16 protein-coding genes and 1 pseudogene are annotated in these 18,646 nt (G+C 70.2%); 9 read left to right on the plus strand and 8 right to left on the minus strand.

Translation table 11 applies throughout. The features are described 5' to 3' along the window. Positions 1–17: 17 nt before the first annotated feature. Complete coding sequence (locus OG410_RS01430) at positions 18–851, minus strand: alpha/beta fold hydrolase (protein ID WP_329297367.1); 834 nt, start codon at positions 849–851, stop codon at positions 18–20. Between the two features lie 177 nt (positions 852–1,028). Between OG410_RS01430 and OG410_RS01435 the strand changes: the two genes are divergently transcribed. After that, on the plus strand, positions 1,029–1,472 hold the full coding sequence (locus tag OG410_RS01435; RefSeq protein WP_329303993.1) for a MarR family winged helix-turn-helix transcriptional regulator: 444 nt from the start codon (positions 1,029–1,031) through the stop codon (positions 1,470–1,472). An 85-nt stretch (positions 1,473–1,557) separates the two neighbouring features. On the opposite strand, the gene OG410_RS01440 is transcribed toward OG410_RS01435, so the two are convergent. The 5 genes from OG410_RS01440 to OG410_RS01460 form a co-directional block, all read right to left on the minus strand. After that, positions 1,558–3,147 (minus strand): hypothetical protein, encoded by a 1,590-nt coding sequence (locus OG410_RS01440; protein ID WP_329297368.1) that lies wholly within the window; start codon positions 3,145–3,147, stop codon positions 1,558–1,560. 39 nt (positions 3,148–3,186) lie between these two features. Continuing rightward, positions 3,187–3,489 (minus strand): protealysin inhibitor emfourin, encoded by a 303-nt coding sequence (locus tag OG410_RS01445; RefSeq protein ID WP_329297369.1) that lies wholly within the window; start codon positions 3,487–3,489, stop codon positions 3,187–3,189. Between the two features lie 71 nt (positions 3,490–3,560). Beyond that, complete coding sequence (locus OG410_RS01450; protein WP_329297370.1) at positions 3,561–4,772, minus strand: M4 family metallopeptidase; 1,212 nt, start codon at positions 4,770–4,772, stop codon at positions 3,561–3,563. 279 nt (positions 4,773–5,051) lie between these two features. Then, entirely contained in the window at positions 5,052–5,264 is a 213-nt protein-coding gene (locus tag OG410_RS01455) for a hypothetical protein (RefSeq protein ID WP_329297371.1), read from the minus strand. 72 nt (positions 5,265–5,336) lie between these two features. After that, entirely contained in the window at positions 5,337–6,071 is a 735-nt protein-coding gene (locus OG410_RS01460; protein ID WP_329297372.1) for an HAD family hydrolase, read from the minus strand. 467 nt (positions 6,072–6,538) lie between these two features. Between OG410_RS01460 and OG410_RS01465 the strand changes: the two genes are divergently transcribed. The 3 genes from OG410_RS01465 (at position 6,539) to OG410_RS01475 (ending at position 9,023) form a co-directional block, all read left to right on the plus strand. After that, positions 6,539–7,324 carry a GNAT family N-acetyltransferase gene (locus tag OG410_RS01465; protein WP_329297373.1) on the plus strand — a complete coding sequence of 262 codons (786 nt, stop codon included), beginning with the start codon at positions 6,539–6,541 and terminating at the stop codon, positions 7,322–7,324. A gap of 374 nt (positions 7,325–7,698) precedes the next feature. Further along, positions 7,699–8,082 carry a BlaI/MecI/CopY family transcriptional regulator gene (locus tag OG410_RS01470; protein ID WP_329297374.1) on the plus strand — a complete coding sequence of 128 codons (384 nt, stop codon included), beginning with the start codon at positions 7,699–7,701 and terminating at the stop codon, positions 8,080–8,082. After that, positions 8,079–9,023 carry a M56 family metallopeptidase gene (locus tag OG410_RS01475; RefSeq protein ID WP_329297375.1) on the plus strand — a complete coding sequence of 315 codons (945 nt, stop codon included), beginning with the start codon at positions 8,079–8,081 and terminating at the stop codon, positions 9,021–9,023. Before OG410_RS01470 ends, OG410_RS01475 begins: the two co-directional genes overlap by 4 nt. Before the next feature lie 173 nt (positions 9,024–9,196). Here OG410_RS01475 and OG410_RS01480 read toward each other — a convergent pair. Both OG410_RS01480 and OG410_RS01485 read right to left on the minus strand, forming a co-directional pair. Then, positions 9,197–9,526, minus strand: a pseudogene (locus OG410_RS01480) (hypothetical protein); the annotation flags it as partial. A gap of 398 nt (positions 9,527–9,924) precedes the next feature. Continuing rightward, complete coding sequence (locus OG410_RS01485) at positions 9,925–10,806, minus strand: AraC family transcriptional regulator (RefSeq protein ID WP_329297376.1); 882 nt, start codon at positions 10,804–10,806, stop codon at positions 9,925–9,927. Positions 10,807–11,057: 251 nt separating this feature from the next. Between OG410_RS01485 and OG410_RS01490 the strand changes: the two genes are divergently transcribed. The 5 genes from OG410_RS01490 to OG410_RS01510 all read left to right on the plus strand — a co-directional run bounded on the left by OG410_RS01490 (position 11,058) and on the right by OG410_RS01510 (position 18,642). Next, a complete protein-coding gene (locus tag OG410_RS01490) occupies positions 11,058–12,173 on the plus strand; it encodes a serine hydrolase domain-containing protein (protein ID WP_329297377.1) in 1,116 nt (371 codons plus the stop codon). Between the two features lie 582 nt (positions 12,174–12,755). Beyond that, positions 12,756–13,367 carry a hypothetical protein gene (locus OG410_RS01495; protein WP_329297378.1) on the plus strand — a complete coding sequence of 204 codons (612 nt, stop codon included), beginning with the start codon at positions 12,756–12,758 and terminating at the stop codon, positions 13,365–13,367. Further along, entirely contained in the window at positions 13,367–15,676 is a 2,310-nt protein-coding gene (locus tag OG410_RS01500) for a bifunctional serine/threonine-protein kinase/ABC transporter substrate-binding protein (RefSeq protein ID WP_329297379.1), read from the plus strand. Before OG410_RS01495 ends, OG410_RS01500 begins: the two co-directional genes overlap by 1 nt. Then, positions 15,676–17,913 carry a bifunctional serine/threonine-protein kinase/ABC transporter substrate-binding protein gene (locus OG410_RS01505; protein WP_329297380.1) on the plus strand — a complete coding sequence of 746 codons (2,238 nt, stop codon included), beginning with the start codon at positions 15,676–15,678 and terminating at the stop codon, positions 17,911–17,913. Before OG410_RS01500 ends, OG410_RS01505 begins: the two co-directional genes overlap by 1 nt. Positions 17,914–17,982: 69 nt before the next feature. Next, positions 17,983–18,642, plus strand: a complete 660-nt coding sequence (locus tag OG410_RS01510; RefSeq protein ID WP_329297381.1) for an MSMEG_1061 family FMN-dependent PPOX-type flavoprotein — start codon at positions 17,983–17,985, stop codon at positions 18,640–18,642. The last annotated feature ends 4 nt before the right edge of the window (positions 18,643–18,646 follow it).

The following is an 18,646-nucleotide window of genomic DNA, read 5'->3' on the forward strand; positions in this document are numbered from 1 at the left end:
GGCTCCGGACGGCACCCCTACCTCGGCCGGGCGGGAGTGCTCACGGCACCGGCGTGTGCGTCGATGTGCGCGTCCAGCGCGGCGAACGTCGCTTCGGGGCGCTCGATGTGCGGCAGATGGCCGGCTTCGGCGATCGGCTCGTAGCGCCCTCGGGCGAACGCCTGCGCGTAGGCCCGCCCGTACGCGGGCGTGACGATGCGGTCGCTCTCACCCCACACCACGAGGGCCGGGATCCGCACCCGTGCGAGCCGGTTCAGGAGCTTCGGGTCGTGCATGTACGGGTCGCCGGCCAGGAGGCGGAGAGTGGCCATGTTGGCCTGCTGGAGCGCGATCCGCTCCTCGGTGAGGGTGGTCGGGTCCACCGCGAAACGGGCCGGATCGTGGAACGAGTACGCGGCGATCTCGTCCGGCCGGAGTCCGAAGATCTCGCGGACCGGCTCTCCCGGGACGGCCACGCCCGCGGCGTTGACCAGGACCAGGGAGCTGATCACAGCGCCGTCGTCGCGGAAGGCCATCTCGGCCGCGGTCCAGCCGCCGAGCGACGAGCCGACGACGAGGACGTCGCGGTGGCCCTCGTCCCTGAGCCAGTGCAGATAGGCGATCGCCAGGTCGTCGACGCCGGTGAACCAGCCGGGGCGCTCGGTCCCGTTCCAGCCCGGGTGGGTGGGAACGACGCATCGCATGCCGTGCCGGCCGGCCAGATGCGCGGCGACGCCCTGGACGGTGGCGGGCCCGCCACCGCCGTGCAGGACGAGTGCGAGGCGGCCGTCGGCGGGTCCGGCCTCGGTGAGGGTGAGGGGAAGGTCGGGGCGTGGGTGGACGGTACGGGTTCGCGTCTCGGTGTCGGTCATGCACCTCACGGTATCTACGCATACGTATATACGCAACCTTAGATTCTGGATTAGGGTGCGACCATGACCGCGAACCATGAGGAACCCAGAGTCCGAGGCACGGGCGACAGGGCCGGGAGCAGGACGTCTGCCGACACCGGCACCGACACCGCGTCCGGCCTCGCCGCTCCGCCCGCCGTGGAACCGGGCTCGTCCGCCGTTCCCGTCGATCTCGAAGAGCTGGGGCGCGCCGTGAAGGAAGCGCAGTACCGGCACCACCGCGCGCTCGACACCCGCCTCTCGGCGGTCGGCACGACGCTGGCGCAGTGGGACGCACTGCGGGCCATCGCCCGTACGCCCGGAGCATCCGCACACGAGCTGGCGGTCGCCACTTTCCAGGGCGACCAGTCCTTCGGCACACTGGCCTCCCGGCTCGCGGCCCAGCACCTCATCGAGCGCCGTCCGGGTCGCGGCCGGCGTATCGAGCACCATCTGACGGAGACCGGCGAGCACGTCTTGAGGGCGGGGCGCACCGTCACACGCGATGTCCTCGCCGCATCCTTCGACCCGCTGGACGAAAGCGAACGGGCCACGCTGCTCGGGCTGTTGCGCCGTATCGGCGTTCCGAGTGAGGGTCTCTAGGATCAGCGATGTGATCCGCCGGCCGCTCTCGACGGACCGGGAGACGCAGTGAGGAGGGCTGACGCTTGTGCTTCCGGGCGACCTGTCAGACGCGGAAGTACAGGGCGCGTTTCAGGAGGCCGAGCGACGCCTGAGCCCAGGCGAGGATGTTCAAGGTGGAATCCAGGTTGGCGGGAGGCTGGTTGACCAGGGTGTCGCGGCGGATGAGCCGATCGAAGTCGACCGTGACCGGGGCTGTCCGTACGCTGCCGTCGGAGTGGCGGAACTGCACACCGGCCGTGAGCATGACGTTGATCAGTTCCTGGGCGACGATCCCGTAGGCGATGGTGGTGGGGTGAACGCCGTCGAGGGAGAACAGGCCGCCGTCGGTACGTCCTGCGCCGTCGCTGGTGATGAAGTGGGAGTTCGGCTCCGGAGCAAGGGCCTTCAGTTGCGGCGGCAGTCGGTAGGGCCGCCACCATGGCGGTCGGGCCGTCATGTCCTTCATGTAGCGGCGTGACGCGAGTCGGTCGAGCAGGCCGGCTGTGTCCATGAGGAACCAGTCCGCCCCCGTCGTCCGCGCTGTTCTCACTTGGTCGGTGATGGCCTCGTTGTAGAGGTCGATGGCCCGGTCGATGTCTTCCGCCTGCTGCCCCGTCAGGTGAGGGTGAAGGAAGGGGTTGAAGGTGTCGTCGTCGATCCAGGGCCGGGTGTAGTACGGGAAGTACCTGGACCCCGGAGCGCTCTTGGCCCCGATTCCACGGGCGAGCGGGGGGATGGTGACGTGCGGGACGGTGCACCAGATGACATGGCGAGCCGCGATCTGCCGTACTTGGGCGGCGATGTGCCTCAGCTCTTCCTTGAAGTGGCTGGGATCCCAGACCGTGTAGGCCTTCTTGCGCTCCAGGTCGTCGTATCCCTCACCACTCCACTCCACTTTGAGCTGGGTCACTGTCTGCAGGGCGTTGTTGGCGCCGAGGAAGACGATCAGGGTCTCGATTCCGTGGCCCCCTCCGTCGGGCCGGTCCTCACCGAGGCGGCGGGCCGCCGACAGCAGCGTCATGGTTCCGCCTCGGTCCACGCCGGCGGAGGGCAGGACCCGCAGTGCCGCGCGGTCACCGTTGTTCTCCACGGTCTGCCGCAGCAGGTTGTCGGTGGGCGTCGCGATGGCGTCCTGGCAGATCTTGGCGCTCTTTTCGAGGACGTCGCGCAGGTCCCAGCCGTACACGGCGAGATTGTGGTTGATGGCGTTGATCTGCGGGACGACGCTTCCCGGCCCGCGCTCCCAGTAGTCCTCGACCTCGTCCAGGAACCTGCGGGCGTGGAACAGGGCCAGCGGGACCTCCCACCAGTCCAGGTCCTTGCCGAAGCGCTCCTGAAGCTCCCTCAGCAGCAGTTCGATGTTGACGGGCAGCCCTCCGTACCCCGGGTACACGGGGAATCGGAAGTCGGTGCCGGATCCCAGTTCGTGAGCGATGATCGCCGGGTAGGACAGGTCGGTGTTGAAGACCGCTCCGCTCTGGAACCCGTGCGTGAGTGAGTCGCCGATCGTCACGAGCCGGTGGCGTGGCTCCTGTCCCTGATCCGGGTGACTGAACGGAATGCCCAGCGTGGGGTCCGTGACCGGTTCGCGCGGTGGTTGTCCCCTGCCCGCCAGGACCTCGGCCGGGATGTGAGCGTGCATCTGGTCGGCCATGGTGTTCTCCTCGGCCTGATGGTGGCGTTCCTGCGTGTGTCACTGCTCCGCGATGTGTTGTTCGAGCCAGCCGAGCAGGGCCGCGAATGCCGGGGACATGGCGGCTTCGGACTGGGTCAGGGCGGTCGAGCGCCCGCCGTCCTCCACCGTGACCGTGTAGCTCATCGCGTCCCTGGCCCGGCTCGGCCGGTCCTGCCCGGCCTCGGGGGCGGCCGCCGCCACCAGCCGGTCCAGCTCTCCCTCCGCGCTTTCGGGCAGGGCGTCGGTGTCCAGCACCTTGGGCGGAAGGCCCAGGCGGATCGCGGCCGCCTGGCCTCCCTGCGCTTCCCAGGTCACCCTCATCGGGCACACCCTTCAGGCCGACCGACCGGCACTCCTCGCCGTCGGGGGTCGGCCGCGTCAACAGCCGTCGGTCACTTGCTCTTCAGCGCGGTGACGTCCCTGGCCAGTCCCGTCACCTGGGCGGCCAGTGCGCCGATCTGGCGGCTCACGGTCGCCATTCCCTTGTCCCCGCCCGCGCCACCGTTCCGGTTGGCGGCGAGGCTTCGCGCCCGGGCGACGCCTGCCAGGATCCCGCTGATCTGGATGCCGACATCCTGCCAGGCGGCCAGTACGGACAATTGTTCGGTGCTGTCGTCGCCGAACAGTTCCGCGGCCTTCCGGTACGTGGTGTTCGCGAATTCCTGGAACTGAGTCTCGGTGTTGGAAGCCTTGAGCGATTCGAACCAGATGAGGCCGGGAGCCTCCCAGGCGAATCCTCCGATGCGCGACGCCGTCAGGAAGAACGCCTTGTTCGGGATGCCGGAGTTGACGTGCACCCCGCCGAGGTCGCCCTTCTCGGTGTCCGGCAGTCTGACGAAGTCTTCCATGTGGTCGGGTTGGGGGTCCCTGCCGAACAGGGCGTTGTCGTACGCGTGCCCCGGGGCCTTCATCGATCGCAGGGCGTCGGCGTCGATTCCCGGGGTGAAGATGTCGGGCCCGATCAGCCAGTCCGCCTCATCGGCCGACTGCTTCAGCGACCATTGTTTGACCAGCGACCCGAAGACGTCCGACATGGATTCGTTCAGGGCCCCGGACTGGTTGTGATACTTGAGTCCCGCGGTGAACTCGGTGACTCCGTGTGTCAGCTCATGGCCGATCACGTCGACGGATCCGGTGAAGTCGGAGAACATCCTTCCGTCCCCGTCACCGAAGACCATCTGCTGCCCGTCCCAGAAAGCGTTGTTGAACCTTTCACCGAAGTGGGCGAACGCGTCCAGGCGCATCCCCTGGCCGTCGATCGAATTGCGGTTGAACACCGCCTTGTAGAAATCGCGTGTCGTTCCGAGTCCGCCGAATGCACGGTTGACGGAATCGTCCGGGGACTCCGGGCCGTCCTCCGACCGGGCGAGAACAGCAGAAGGGAGGAAGGTGCCGTTCTGGCAGTCGAAGACGGTCCGCCGGCCGTTGCCGGGGGCGGCAGCGGCACCGGCGAAGGACGCCCGGATCCCTCGCTCACCGCGCAACCGAGCGGTGGTCAGCATGGTGTTCAGCGCCATCTGGCGCACTTCGCTGTCATCGCTGCTCAGGAGCTTTTCGAGCAGGTGCGGGGGGATGATGCAATGGAGGTGGGAGGTCCTGATCATGGGACACCTCGCGTACATGAGGAGAGGCGGGGAAACCTCGCTCATCGGATGTTGTTGGGTGGTTGTTCTCCGCGTTCGGAACAATCACGCCGATCCCGACTGGAGCTCGCCCTCGTCGATCGTCTGCGCCGGAGGCGGCGCATCGACGGTGTCGATCGCCAGGCGGACGGTTTACTGTGACCGGGCAATCGCGTCTGACGCGCCGGGCCCCACCTGCTCCGCACCTCTGTACGGCGAGGTGAATTCCGGGATGCCGGCTCAGCCGTGTAGCGAGCGGTCTCACTGTCTCTGCTTCGTGCGCATGACCGAAGAGGTGAGAACCGTGTCTACTTCGAGTATCCGCTCGGTGCCATCGACGCGCACCCCGGGCGAGGCTCTCTTTCCGAGGATGACGCGGACCCGGCCGAAAGCTTCCTCAGGCAACAACTTCCGTGCACGCTCGGTCACTTCGGACACGAGGTCGATGGTCGCGGCCATGCCGTCGTTCTCCACGACCTCATGTAATTGCCGAGGAAACAATTCTGGTGACGAACCGTTGACGTTTCCGTCACCGGCTCTCGGCGCTTACCGATCCCGCTCCGGCAGGCCTTGCTCCTCCGTCCCTCGCCCCACCGGCCCCTCGGCGAATCCCCGAGCTGGAGCGAGGGGACGATCGTCGCGGACCAGCAGAGTTGCTGTATCTTCCACCGGTCCCCGCAAGTCCACTGTGAAACCGGCCTGTTCGAGTGCGATGGCTCCGTGCATGCTCGCCATGGCCGGGACGAGCCGGGCGGAGGCGATATCCACGGGCACGACCTCGGTTCGGTTGGTGACGGCCTCCAGATCGCTCAGCCCTTGCCCCTCGGACAGCTTGATCCGCGCCCAGAAGACGGGGCGGTTCTCCGCTGCGGCGCGGGTGAACACGGGGTGAGCCGCGGTACGCAACCCGGCTTCCCTCGCGAACCCACGCTCCTGAGGATTTTCGCCCACGAAGACGCACTCGTCGGCCGCCGAGGGAGGCGCGCCTTCGCCCGCCGTGCCGGCGACCGCCTCGTCGAAGATCTCCCGGCTGTCTTTGGAACCCCAGTGCACGAGCGCGTCGTCCGTGAAACGGCCGGGGAATGCCTCCCGCAGAGCGGAGAAGGCGCGCTCCGCGGCACCCTGATCGGGGCCGGGGTTGGAAATGACACCCTTGCGTACGTCGCGGAAGTCATCGAGCACGGCGAGGACACGCGGTCGGGGCAGTAGCCTCAGCGAACCGTCTGCCTCCATGCGGGCGTCCGCCAGGGTCGCTCCTATGTCGAAGAAGAGCACGGGCATCTCGATGCCTCCGCGATCTGAATCCGTATCCGGAATCGGCACGCGCCCAAGTCGAACGGTCGTGGCGGTAAGGCCCGTTCGGGAAGGAACGGGGCCGGAGAAGCGGGTGTCTCGCCACTCCGGGAATTCCGAGGGCCCGTGCCGTCGGCCTGCAGCGACACCGACGCTCCGAGAACGGACTCCCGCCAGTCCATCGTCCCCCCTAGGTTGCGCTTTCGCATCCTGGGATGTACACGGATTCCGTTCGCCTTCAGACAGTTGAAGTAGGTACGGAGTACGGGTGGCGCTGCGTGGATGCGAACGGGGGACGGCCGGCCGCCCGAAGGGAGGCCGGCCGTCGAGGCCGGTGGCGGCAGAGGTCAGTACCGGTTCCCGATCTCCGGTGGCCGGGTGAGAGAGTGCAGCCCGTGATGTTCGCGCGTTTCGGCCGGCGTTTAATCACTTGACCCGGTCCGTACGGTGTTCGGGTGATGGACATGCTGATCGACGAACTCCGCACCGCGTACGACGCCCAACTCCGTGGTGTCACCCCGCCCGGCGGCAGCGCCCGAATCGAGAAGGACGGCCCGTTGACCCGTGTCGTCGGCTGGCACCGTGGCTTCGTCACGGGCCCGCGCGACCTCGGTGTGTGCGGGGCGGAACTCGACGCGCTCATAGCGCGGCAGCGTGACTTCTACGCTGCCCGTGGCGAGGCGGTCGAATGGAAGACTCGCGCCCATGATCTCCCCGCCGACCTCACTGACCGGCTCACGGCGGCCGGCTTCGTCGCCGAGGACAGCGAGACCGTGCTCATCGGGCAGTCCGCAGATCTTGCCGCCGATCCCGTCCTGCCCGACGGCGTGACCCTCCGCCGTGTCACCGCCCGATCCGACCTCCAGCGCATTGCCGCCATGGAGAGCATCGTCTGGGGCGAGGACTGGAGTTGGCTCGCCGACGACCTGGCCGCCCGGATCGAGGACACCCCCGAAAACATCGTCGTCCTCGTCGCCGAGGCACGTACCGAAGTCGTCTGCGCCGCCTGGTTGGTGTTCAAGGACGGCGTCGACTTCGGCGGCCTCTGGGGCGGCTCGACGCTCAAGGAATGGCGCGGACAGGGCATCTACCGGGCCATGGTCGCCCACCGAGCCCAACTCGCCGCTGCCCGCGATGTCCCCTACGTCTACGTCGACGCCTCGGCCGACAGCGCCCCGATTCTCACCCGTCTTGGCCTGCACGCGGTCACCACGACGACACCGTATGTCTGGTCGCCCTGAGCTCAGTCGGCCTTCGCCGGCTCCTCAGCCCGTGCCCGAGTGCCGGCGAGGCGCTAGGAGTCGTCACCGCGACCTGGGCCCGAAACACCGCGCGGGTTGCCGAACTTGCCGCCGCTCCAACCGTTCCGGGCGTGGGCGAGCCGCGCATGCTCGGATACGTCGACGGTCACCGTCAGGGCCCGTTGCCGAGTTCCTCCTCCCCATCGCCCGAGACCGCGCCTGGTTCCGCTGGGACGGGCAACCTGCAGCGAGTTGAGAGTCAAGCTCAGGAGCTGCGGCAAAGAAGCGGCGCTCGGACCTCCGTGCGAACGATAGATTAGGCAAGCCTAAGAAGCATGGCGCACCAGGCGCGGTTGCCGGAGAGCGGGAGAAACATGTCGGGCAATGGTCGGGACGCTAGACGTCCGCACGGTGAGCTCGTCGCGGATGTGCTCGCGGTGCTGTGGGAGGCCGGCAAGCCGCTCACCGCGCAGCAGGTCAACACGGTCCTCGACAAGGGGCTGGCCAGGACGACCATGGCCACCATACTGAGCCGCCTCTACGAGAAGGGCACGCTGCGCCGGACCCTGTCAGGCCGTAGCTTCGCGTATGAGCCGGTGGAGGACGCGGCCGGGCTTGTCGCCGGGCGCATGCGTCGTGAGCTGGAGAGCGAGCCTCGTCGGGACTTGGTGCTGAAGCGGTTCGTGTCCTCCTTGTCCGAGAACGACGAGGAGACTCTGCGGCACCTGCTTCTCGCGGCCGAGGATGACGCCGAGTGACGCTCGTGCTGGTCCTGGTCGTGCCGGCACTCGCGTTTCCGTGGGGCGCGGCGGCCGTGACCCGCCGTCTGGCCCGTGTCCTCCCGCCTCGCGAGGCCTGTTGGGCATTGACAGCCGCGGCACTCCTCATGGCCGGCGGCACGATCGCGGCGCTGGTCGGTCTGTTCCACGTGCCGTTCCTGGCGTCGCTCGAGCACGTGCCCCTCCCCCGGGTGCTGGAGGTCTGGCCGGCGGCGGTTCCGGCCGCCGTCGCGGCGGGCCTGGTCATGCTCGTTCAGGCAGGTCTGCTGCTCCGACGCTGGTTCCGGCACCGGGCGGTACTCGAGCACGCCTGGCAACTGGCAGCCCAGGGAACGTGCGACGGGGATGTCGTGGTGGTGCCGGGGAACGACGTGGACGCCTTCGCGCTTCCCGGCTACCGCGGCCGCGGCGGCCGGGTCGTGGTGTCCTCCGGGATGCTGCGGGCCCTGAAGCCGGGCGAGCGCGAGGTGTTGCTGGCCCACGAGCGCGCCCATCTGTCCGGCCGCCACCATCTGCTTTCCGTCGTGGTCGACCTGTCCACGGCTGTGCATCCCGCGCTGCGGAGCCTGAGGGAGTCGTTGGGGTTCCATCTTGAGCGCTGGGCGGACGAAGCGGCGGCGGCGGCCGTCGGCAACCGGAAGCTCGCGGCGGCTGCCATTGCCCGGGCGGCCCTGGCCGGTTCCCGGGAGCGCAACACGAGCCGAGGGTATCCGCTCCTGTCGGTGACGACCGGGCCCGTGCCGCAGCGGGTCGAAGCACTGCTCCTGCCGGAGCCTGCCGGACTGCGGGCCGGCACCCACCGGGCCCGTGTCCTGGGCCTGGCGGCGACTGTGGCCGGTTCGGCGCTGGCCGCGCTCGCGCTGGCCTATGGGCTGCACGAGTACGTGGAGTACGCGGCCATCGGCGTACGAGGAGACTGACCCTCGGCCGAGCGGCGAGTGGCGGCACCCGGAGGCGAATCCACGGAGTGCCGCCACTGCCCGTATCAGCGGTGTGTGTGCCAGATGTCCGGCGCTCCCTGACAGCGACAGGACCGGACCGACCCGACCCGGTTCGGCCTGCAACCGGCAGGAGGCCGGGGGTCATCCGGGAATCAGCCCCGCCTAGCGAGCTTGGAGAGCGGTTCAGCCAGCGTGTTGACGCGGTCCGACAGCTCCTTGCGCTGTTCCTTGCCGACCTTCTCGTACGAGGTGAAGACGTAACTCGTGTTGTCGGTGCGGTACTTGTCGAGCACCGTGTTCGTGGCGGCGAACTGCTTGTCGCGGTCGCCGATCCTGTTGTCCTGCCACAGCGCCTTCTCCAGGCGGTGCCAGCCGGTCCAGTCCTTCGCCGGCTCGGTGCGCTCCCAGCCGATGCGGGAACCGGCGTACGCCTTCTTGGCGGCCGCGACGCCACCGGCCCGGACAGCGTCGGTGAACACCTTTTGTCTGCAGCCCGCCGGCGACGCGGCGACGGCCAGGACAGTGCCGGCGCCGACGAACAGGTGGCGGGGACTGGCGGACATGGGTGCCTCGATTCACGTGCTGGTCCGGAACAGCTCGGACCAGCACGTCGCGAGCCGACGCGGAGCCTACATAAATGTAGTCACTTAGGTAAGGCTGCCCTAAGTGTGCATGGAATGGGGTTACCGTCCATCGGAAGGGTGCTCGCGCCGACCAATCGCCACGCCGCTCCGCACCCAGGCCGCACCGGCGATTGAGGACGCACCAGCGGCAGTTGAGGCAAGGGCCACGGCCATCAGGACTGGGGTCTGTCGAACGAACGGCCCGCTTGGGCTGCTTCGGCCGGCTGAGCCCGAACTCCGCTGCCAGGTAACGGTGTTCACGCCCCGGCGCTCCCACCGCCCCGCTCGACCGGGATCCACAGCTGCGAGCCGGTCTCCGCGCCGATCTCCACCGGCCGCGTCAGCAGAAGCTCCGGGCCTGGCCGGGCCGTGTACAGGTTCGAAGGGAACCACTGCGTGAACACGTCTCGCCACAGCTCCTGGAGGGCGCTCGGATAGGGCCCGTGGTTGTCGAAGACCGCCCAGGTGCCGGCCGGCACGTCGAGGGCGTCGAGCTCCTCGGCTACCGTCTCGGGACCGGTCACCACGCCGACCCAGTAGTCCGCCTCGGCGCCCTCCTCCCGGCTGTCGGTCAGGTACACCACCGCCGACAGGACCCCCTCCGGCTCCCCGCCTGCCAGCTCCTTCATCCGGACGATCGCCTGCTTGTCCAGGCTCTCCACGTGCGCCGCGGCCGCCTCGTTGACCCCCTCGTGCACGAGGGGGATCCGGGCCTTCCTGCCGACGACCCGAAACGGCTCCTTCTCCACGATCCGGTACCGCATGGTCGTACTCCCCTCGACGACGACTCGGAAGGACATGCGCGGTTGTGCCGTGAGCACCGCACCCGTGCGCCGGGCCTCGCCCGGCCCGATGCCGTGCACCGACCGGAATGCCCGGGCGAACGCCTCGCCCGAGCCGTACCCGTACCGCACCGCGACATCGAGCAGCGTCAGCTCCCCGGCCAGCACCTCGGCCCCGGCGAGTGTCATCCGCCGGCGCCGTACGTAGACCGCGAGCGGCATCCCTGCGAGAGCGGAGAACAGCCGCCGGAAGTGGTACTCCGACACCGCGGCGATCCGGGCGACCTCGGCCATGTCGACCTCTTGGTCGAGGCAGCCCTCCAGGTGGTCCAGCGCCTGATTCAGCCGCTCCAGCACACGTATCCGCCCTTACCTTGTGGGACAGCCACCGACACGGCCGGGCTCGGGGACGACCGGGATCGAGGACGACCGGCCGGGCCGCCAGCAGACCGCAGGGCGGAGGCGGTAGCGGTCGGCCGACGGGCCGACCGCGCGACCCATCAGGCCGCCTCACCGCAGGAGCAGAAGATCTGATCGCGCCCCGCCCGACGAAACCGGTGCGGGAATTGTCGGGCGGGAAGCCCTGGGACTACTTGAGGCTTACGCCCATGAACGATGTTAGGGGATTTTGCGATCCGGGGTTTGCCGCAGTCCGTGAGGCACTTGCGGCTTTGCTCGGCAAGGACGACGTGGGCGCCTCGGCAGCCGTCTACATCGACGGCGAGCCGGTGGTCGACCTCTGGGGCGGGTACGCCGACGCACACCGCTCCGTCGGCTGGGAACGCGACACCCTCACCGGCGTGAACTCGACGACCAAGAACATGATCGGCCTGTGCGCGCTGGTTCTCGCCGACCGGGGCGAGCTCGATCTGTCCGCGCCGGTCGCCGCCTACTGGCCCGAGTTCGCCGCGGCCGGCAAGGAGAACGTGCTGGTACGACACGTGCTGTCGCACACAGCGGGGCTACCGGACCTGTCCGGGCTGACGGCGGTCGAGGAGCTCTACGACTGGGAGAGCGTGACGGCGGGGCTGGCCGCGCAGGCACCCGAATGGGAGCCGGGAACGGCCGCCGGCTATCACGCGCTCACCTTCGGCTTCCTTGTGGGTGAGATCGTCCGCCGCATCACCGGCCGCGGTCCCGGCGAGTTCTTCGCCGAAGAGGTGGCCGAACCGCTGGGCGCGGATTTCCACATCGGGCTCTCCTCCGATCATGACCACCGCGTCGCACCGCTCATCCCGCCACCGTCACTGACCGACGCGTACGCTGCCAGTGCACCGCCGGGCCCGGACGGCACCCGCCGGGAGAACACCGGAGCCGTTGTCCGGGTCAAGGACGCCAACTCCGTGCCCTGGCGCCGTGCGCAGATCCCCGCGGTGAACGGTTTCGGCAACGCCCGCTCCGTCGCCCTGGTCCAGTCGGTGTTGGCGAACCAGGGGTCGGCGGGCGGCGTACGACTGCTGTCCCCCCAGGGGTGCGAGCCGGCGTGGCAGGAGGTGTTCCGCGGCCACGACCGCGTGCTGGGGACGCCGATGTCCTGGACGGCCGGATTCGGCAAGTTCGGCGACACCTTCGGCTGGGGCGGCTGGGGCGGCTCGCTGGTCGTGAGCGATCCCGGTGCGCACATGACCGTGGCCTATGTCATGAACCAGATGATCGACCGGGACCGGCAGGAGGACGACCGGGGCATGGAGATCGTGATGGCCGCCTACAGCGGCCTGCGCTGACAGTGCGACAGGGAGCAGTCCGGACCCGCACGGCCTGCTCTCTCCCCCGCTCTCAGCCCCGCACTCAGGTGGAACAGCCGTCAGTCACGCTGCGGGGCGGACCCGTCGGGGCTTCCCCTCCTCGGGTTCGAGGGCACGAGCGCTGCGGTTCTCATGCACGGCCAAGATACTCACGCACGGACACCGCGCCGGGACGGGACCGACGCACACCGACTCGGCCGTCCCATTCATGTAACCGCCCGCCCACTCCTCGTATCCGCCGGTACGATCACGGCACGCGAGCGGGGGCTCGTGAGCGAGGGGGCGGGGATGAGCAACGGCAACACCGTTGTGCGCAGGAGCACTTGGCGTTGGCGGTTAGCCGCTTCGGTCGCCACGGCGGCTGTGGTGCTCAGCGGCTGCGGTTCCGGGGACGACGGCAAGGCGGCCGGGCCGAGCTCTTCGGCACCTTCGAGATCCGGCGCCACAGACACGTCCGGCTCTCCATCGGCCGTCACGTCCGGCTCGCCCTCAGCGGCCGCGTCCGCGTCCTCCTCGGTTGACGCGTCGTCGCTGACGCCGTTCCAGGCGGACCCCGCCAAGGTGCCCAGGACAAAGAGCCGGGCCGAGGCGCTGGCAGCGGCTGTCGCGCTGAAACCACAGGCGTGGGGCGCCGATTTCCGGGAGCAGCGGCCGGCCGTGAGCACTCCGGGCACCGCCGCCGTGCTGGACGAGCAGTGCCGGTGGGAACGGCGGGCGCTGCCTCAGAGCGTCCTGGCTTCCCTGTCCCGCTACAGCGAGATTCCCGCCGCCGGCGGCAAGGGCGAGCTCAAGGTGAGCGCGGTGGTCACCGTGCACACCACCGTGCGCGAGGCCGACGAGCACCTGGCCACCACGCTGGAGGAGCCGTTGCGCTGCCGGCAGCAGCAGGTCCGTACCGACGAGCGGATCGCCGAACTCATCTCGACCGCCACTCCTTACGGTCAGGGCAGCAACACCTACTCCGACGACCAGGTCGTGGAAATGGGCAAATATCTCACCGGAAGCGGCGTGCAGACCTACTACTGGTACGTCACCCGGCTCGGCACAGTGACTCTCGCGGTGTCGGTGAAGGGCGCCAAGGGCTATTCGGACAACGAGTTGGGGACGTACGCGTCGCGCGCCAACGTCGCGATGCTCACCCGCGTGGAGTCCGAGCTCGGAGGAGACAGCTGATGGAGCCGCTGCGTTCGTCGGATCCCGCGCGCATCGCGGACCATCGCCTGCTCGGGCGGCTCGGCGCCGGAGGCATGGGCGTGGTGTACCTGGCTCGCACCCCTGGGGGCGCGCTGGTGGCGCTGAAGGTGCTGCTCGCCGAGTACGCCGAGGAGCCGGGCTTCAAAGAGCGGTTCCGCCGCGAGGTCGAGGTCGCCCGGCGGGTCGACAGCCCCTGGGTGGTGCCGCTGGTGGACGCCGACCCGGACGCCGAGGCGCCGTGGCTGGCGACGGCGTTCGTGCCCGGACCGTCACTGGGCGAGGCCGTGGCCGCGTACGGGCCGCTGCCCGAGCGCGGTCTGCGGCTGCTGGGCGCCCGGCTGGCCGAGGCGCTGGGCGAGGTGCACCGGGCCGGGCTGGTCCACCGGGATCTGAAGCCGGGCAATGTGCTGACCGCCCACGACGGGCCGCGGCTCATCGACTTCGGCATCGCCCGCGCGCCGGAGGACCGGACGCTCACGGCGACCGGGATGGTGGTCGGCACACCCGGTTATCTGTCTCCCGAGCAGGCCGAGGGGCGGGGCGGGGACGGCATCGGCCCGGCGAGCGACGTGTTCTCCCTCGGCTGTGTCCTGGCGTTCGCGGCGACCGGGCGGGCGCCGTTCGGCAGCGGAGCGGTCGACGCCCTGCTGTACCGGGCCGTCCACGACCCGGCGGACCTCGAGGGGGTGCCGGCGTGGCTGCTCGAGGTGCTGGCCCGCTGCCTGGAGAAGGATCCTGCCCGGCGGCCGGATGCCGGTGAGCTGGTGCGGGAGCTGGCGGCCGACGGCGCCGCCCAGGGCGAAGCGACCTCCGAGGCCGCACCGCGGGACGAGGGGACATCCGAGGCCGCACCGCGGGACGAGGGGACGTCCGAAGCCGCACCGCGGGACCAAGGCGCGTCCGGGTGGCTGCCCGAGCCGGTCGCCCGGCTGATCGCCGAGCGCTCGGCCGCCGCGCTCGCGCTGCCGGACATCGAGCACACGCTGGCGCCGTCCGACACACCGGCCGCTGCCGACCCGGCGGAGCCCGACACGCATGAGATGGCCGGGCCGGCGGAGCCGCGGGACTCCCTCCCGGCCGGCCGGCGTCGTTTCCTGCTGCTCGCCGGCGGGGCCGTGGCGCTGGCGGCGGGCGGGGGCGGGGCCTGGTGGGCGGTGGCCCGCGACGGCGGCCCGGGAGGCGAGAGCCCTGCCGACGCCGCGTCCTCGCGCCGGCCGGTGCACACCATCGCCCTGCACGGCGACCTCAGCGGCCCGCAGCGGGAGACGGGCCGGGCCCAGGAACGCGGACTGCGGCTCGCGGTCGCGGAGTTCAACGCGCGCGGCGACGCGCCGTTCGCCGTGAAGGTCAAAGCCGTCGACGACGGGGGCGATCCGGCGGCCTCTGCCCGGCTCGCCGCGCAGCTCACCGACGATCCGGCGGTCCTCGCCGTCGTCGGCCCGACCACCGACGAGACCGGGCAGACGGCGCTCGCGACGTACGACGCCGGACTGCTGCCGGTCGTCGGCGTGTCCCCCGGCACGACCGCCCTGTCCATCCAGGGGTTCCGCTCGTTCCTGAACGCACGGCTGCCCGACGCCGTTCTGCCCATCTACGTGAGCGCCTACCTGCGTGGCACCGCGCGATCGCGCAAGGTCGGCATCGTCGTCGACCGGCCGGCCGGCACTTACGGGACGAATCTCGGCAGTTCCCTCGCCAACGCGCTCGGCAGCATCCCGTACCCGTCCGTGCCGGAAGTGGTCAGCGCGATGCGCCGCGACTTCGGCGGCGCGGTGGACGCGGTGCTGTCCGCGGGCGCCGACTCCGTGTTCTTCGCCGGTCTGCCCGACCGGGCGGCGCTGATATCCGCGACGCTGCGGGAACGCTCCTTCACGGGTGCGCGGGTCTCCGGCCCGGCGCTGCTGGACGAGAGATTCCTGACGCAGGCTCAGGAAGGTGCCGAGGGCTGGGTGATGGTGGCCCCGGTCATCGACGCGACCCGCAAACCCGAGGCGCGGAAGTTCGCCGCCGCCTACCGCGAGCGCTTCAAGGAGGCACCGCCCCGGTACGCGGCGGAGGCCTACGACGTGACCGGGATGCTGCTCAAGGCCCTGGCCGGGCTGCCGTCGAAGGGCCGCACCCGGCAGAACCTGCTCACGGCCGTGCGGGCCGGAAAGTACAAGGGCATCACCAAGACGTTCGCCTTCGACAAGATCGGCATGATGGTCATGGACGGCACCGGCGGCTTCCTCTGGCGGGTGGACCGGGGTGCGTTCGTGTACGACGGCCCCGCGCCGCTCACCGCCTGATGGAGCCGCTGCGGGCCGGCGACCCGTCCCGGATCGGCCGCTATCGTCTGCTGCGGCGGCTGGGTGCCGGCGGCATGGGCGTGGTCTTCCTGGCCCGTGCGCCGGGCGGGGCGATCGCCGCGGTGAAGACGGTCCGGTCCTCCTACGCCGACGAGAGCGGATTCCGGACCCGTTTCCGCCGTGAGGTCGAGGCCGCCCGGCAGGTCAGCAGCCGCTGGGTGGTCCCGCTGCTGGACGCGGACGCCGACGCGGAGGCACCGTGGCTGGCGACCTCGTACGTGCCGGGGCCCTCGCTCGCCGAGGCGGTGGATGCCTTCGGGCCGCTCTCGCTCGCTTCCGTTCGGGTGCTGGGCGTACGGCTCGCCGAGGCGCTCGATGCGGTGCACGGGACCGGTCTCGTACACCGTGACGTGAAGCCGGGGAACATCCTGCTGGCTCCGGACGGGCCACGGCTCATCGACTTCGGCATCGCCCGCGCGCCGGACGCCACCGCCCTCACCTCCAGCGGCGTGATCGTCGGCTCGCCGGGCTTCCTGGCGCCCGAGCAGGCGCGGGCGCGGGGCGGCGAGATCGGCCCGCCGACCGACGTGTTCTCACTCGGGTGCGTGCTGGCGTTCGCCGCGACCGGGATACGGCCGTTCGGCGGCGGCGCGGCGGCCGGGGTGCTGTTGCGCACGATCTACGAAGAGCCCGATCCGGCGGCGCTCCCGGACGGTCCGGCACCCCTGCTGAGAGCCTGCCTGCACAAGGATCCGGCCGCCCGCCCGAGCCTCGCGCGACTCCGGGCGACGCTCGAGGAGGAGATGGCCGGCGACTCCGCCGAACCGTCCGACTGGCTGCCCGCGTCGGTCACCCGGCTGATCAACGACAGGTCCGCCGCCGTGCTCACCATCGGCGCGATCGAGCCGACCCAGGTGTCCGCGCCCACACCGTCGAGCACGGCCGGCACGGCGAGTGCGGCGTCGCCGGAGGCCGCGACGCTGACGGCCGTCACCGCCACCCGCCCCACCCTGCGCGCGGTCGGCCGCCGCGGCTTCCTGCGCCTCGGCTCGACAGCGGGACTCCTCGCGGCGGGCGGTGGCGGGGCCTGGTGGTGGAGCACCCGGGCGAAGCCAGGAACGTCCACGTCGTCCGGGACCGGCCCTCGGCGCCCCGAACTGGTCGTGGCGTTCCACGGCGATCTGACCGGCGCCCACAAGGAGACCGGGAAGGCCCAGCTCAACGGCGTCCGGCTGGCCGTCGAACAGCTCAACGCCCAGAAGAACCGTACTTTCCGGCTGAAGCTGCGGTCGTACGACGACGGTGGCGACACCAGGCGGGCCGACGAGCTGGCCGCCCGGCTGGCGAAGGATGCGGAGGTGCTCGGGGTACTGGGCCCGACCACGGACGCCTGCTTCCGCGCCACCGAGAAGACGTACACCCAAGCGGTGATGCCCGTCGTGTCCGTGTCGGTGGGCACCGACACACTGAGTTCGGCATTCGGCACGAACATCTTCCACTGCCATGCTGCACTGCACGTCACGTACGAGCTTCTCGCCGCCCCCTGCGTTCGCTATCTCAGCAACCACCTCGACGCCCGTCATGTGTTCCTCGTGGACGACCGGGCTCAGGGCGACTTCGCCTGGACCGTGTGCGACCAGGCCGAGAAGGCGCTGCGGCACAACGGCCGCGACACCACGGTGACCCATGTGGGCGCCGGGAGGATCGACTACGCGTCGCTCGCCGCCATGGTGAAGTCCGCCCACGCGGACGCGGTCGTCTTCACCGGCGACGCGGCCCGGGCCGCCGGATTCGCGTCCGCGCTCACGGCCGCCCGGTTCACCGGCGCCCGGTTGGCGACGGAACGCGCGCTCGACCCACGGTTCCTCGCCTCGGCCGGCGCCGCCGCGAAGGGCTGGGTCTTCGCCACCTCCTTCACCGACCCGACGGCCCGCGCCTCCGCCCGCGCGTTCACGGCGGCCTACCGCGCCCGCTTCGGCGCCGACCCCGGCTGGTACGCGGCGGAGGCACACGACGCCGTGATGTTCCTGGCCCAAGCCTGCGACAAGGACGGCACCACGCTGACGGAACGGGGCGCGATCGCCCGCCGGATGCCCGAGATCACGTATGCCGGCATCACCCGCACGGTCAAGTACGAGTCGGGGTACGGCTACAACCACGACGGGATGTTCGAGTTCCAGGTCGTCGACGGCGCGTTCCGGTACCTGGGGCACTACCGGGACGCCGCGGTGTCGTGATGGCCCTGGACATACGTCTTGCGGAGGACCAAGATCCATCGCGGATCGGCGCCCATTAGGGTCGGGGGCATGACGTCACCCCTTGCCGGCAGTGCCTTCGACTCGCTCCTTCTCGACGCCGTGCCCGACCAGGAGGCACTGCGCCGGGCTTACGAACTCCCCAGCGACGCCGCCGTGCGCAAGCAGATGACCGAACTCACCGAACAGACCAAGCGGTTGATCGGATGCTCATCGCTGGTCCTGGTCGCCAGCACGGACGCCGAGGGCAACTGTGACGTTTCCCCGCGCGGCGGCCCTGCCGGGTTCGTCGCCGTCCTGGACACACGGACGGTGGCGATACCGGACGCGACCGGCAACAAGCGTCTGGACACCCTGCAGAATGTCGTCACCACGGGACGGGCCGGCCTGCTGTTCATCATCCCGGGGCGCACCACGACGCTCAGAGTGAACGGCCGGGCCTGCGTCTCCACCCGCCCGGAGCTGCTGTCTCAGCTGACCGCCGTGGGCAAACCGCCGGCCAGTGCGCTGGTGCTGGGGATCGAGGAGGTCTACCCGCACTGCCCCAAGGCACTCCTGCGCAGCGGGGCCTGGAAGCCGGACCAGTGGCTGTCGGCGGACGCCCAGCCGACCTCGGCCGAGGTGACGCTGGCCCAGCTGCGGATGCCGGAGCTGACGATCGCCGACATCGAGCAGACGGAGGCGGATTCACTGAAGTACCGCTACGAGTAGCGGG

The sequence above is a fragment of the Streptomyces sp. NBC_00659 genome (assembly GCF_036226925.1).
Classification (GTDB): Bacteria; Actinomycetota; Actinomycetes; order Streptomycetales; family Streptomycetaceae; genus Streptomyces.

Excerpts from the sequence above, each read along its gene's own strand:
- OG410_RS01430 (WP_329297367.1), bottom strand. The coding sequence starts at position 851 with ATGACCGACACCGAGACGCGAACCCGTACCGTCCACCCACGCCCCGAC.
- OG410_RS01440 (WP_329297368.1), bottom strand. The coding sequence starts at position 3,147 with ATGGCCGACCAGATGCACGCTCACATCCCGGCCGAGGTCCTGGCGGGC.
- OG410_RS01445 (WP_329297369.1), bottom strand. The coding sequence starts at position 3,489 with ATGAGGGTGACCTGGGAAGCGCAGGGAGGCCAGGCGGCCGCGATCCGC.
- OG410_RS01450 (WP_329297370.1), bottom strand. The coding sequence starts at position 4,772 with ATGATCAGGACCTCCCACCTCCATTGCATCATCCCCCCGCACCTGCTC.
- OG410_RS01460 (WP_329297372.1), bottom strand. The coding sequence starts at position 6,071 with ATGCCCGTGCTCTTCTTCGACATAGGAGCGACCCTGGCGGACGCCCGC.
- OG410_RS01470 (WP_329297374.1), top strand. The coding sequence starts at position 7,699 with ATGTCGGGCAATGGTCGGGACGCTAGACGTCCGCACGGTGAGCTCGTC.
- OG410_RS01490 (WP_329297377.1), top strand. The coding sequence starts at position 11,058 with ATGAACGATGTTAGGGGATTTTGCGATCCGGGGTTTGCCGCAGTCCGT.
- OG410_RS01500 (WP_329297379.1), top strand. The coding sequence starts at position 13,367 with ATGGAGCCGCTGCGTTCGTCGGATCCCGCGCGCATCGCGGACCATCGC.
- OG410_RS01505 (WP_329297380.1), top strand. The coding sequence starts at position 15,676 with ATGGAGCCGCTGCGGGCCGGCGACCCGTCCCGGATCGGCCGCTATCGT.
- OG410_RS01510 (WP_329297381.1), top strand. The coding sequence starts at position 17,983 with ATGACGTCACCCCTTGCCGGCAGTGCCTTCGACTCGCTCCTTCTCGAC.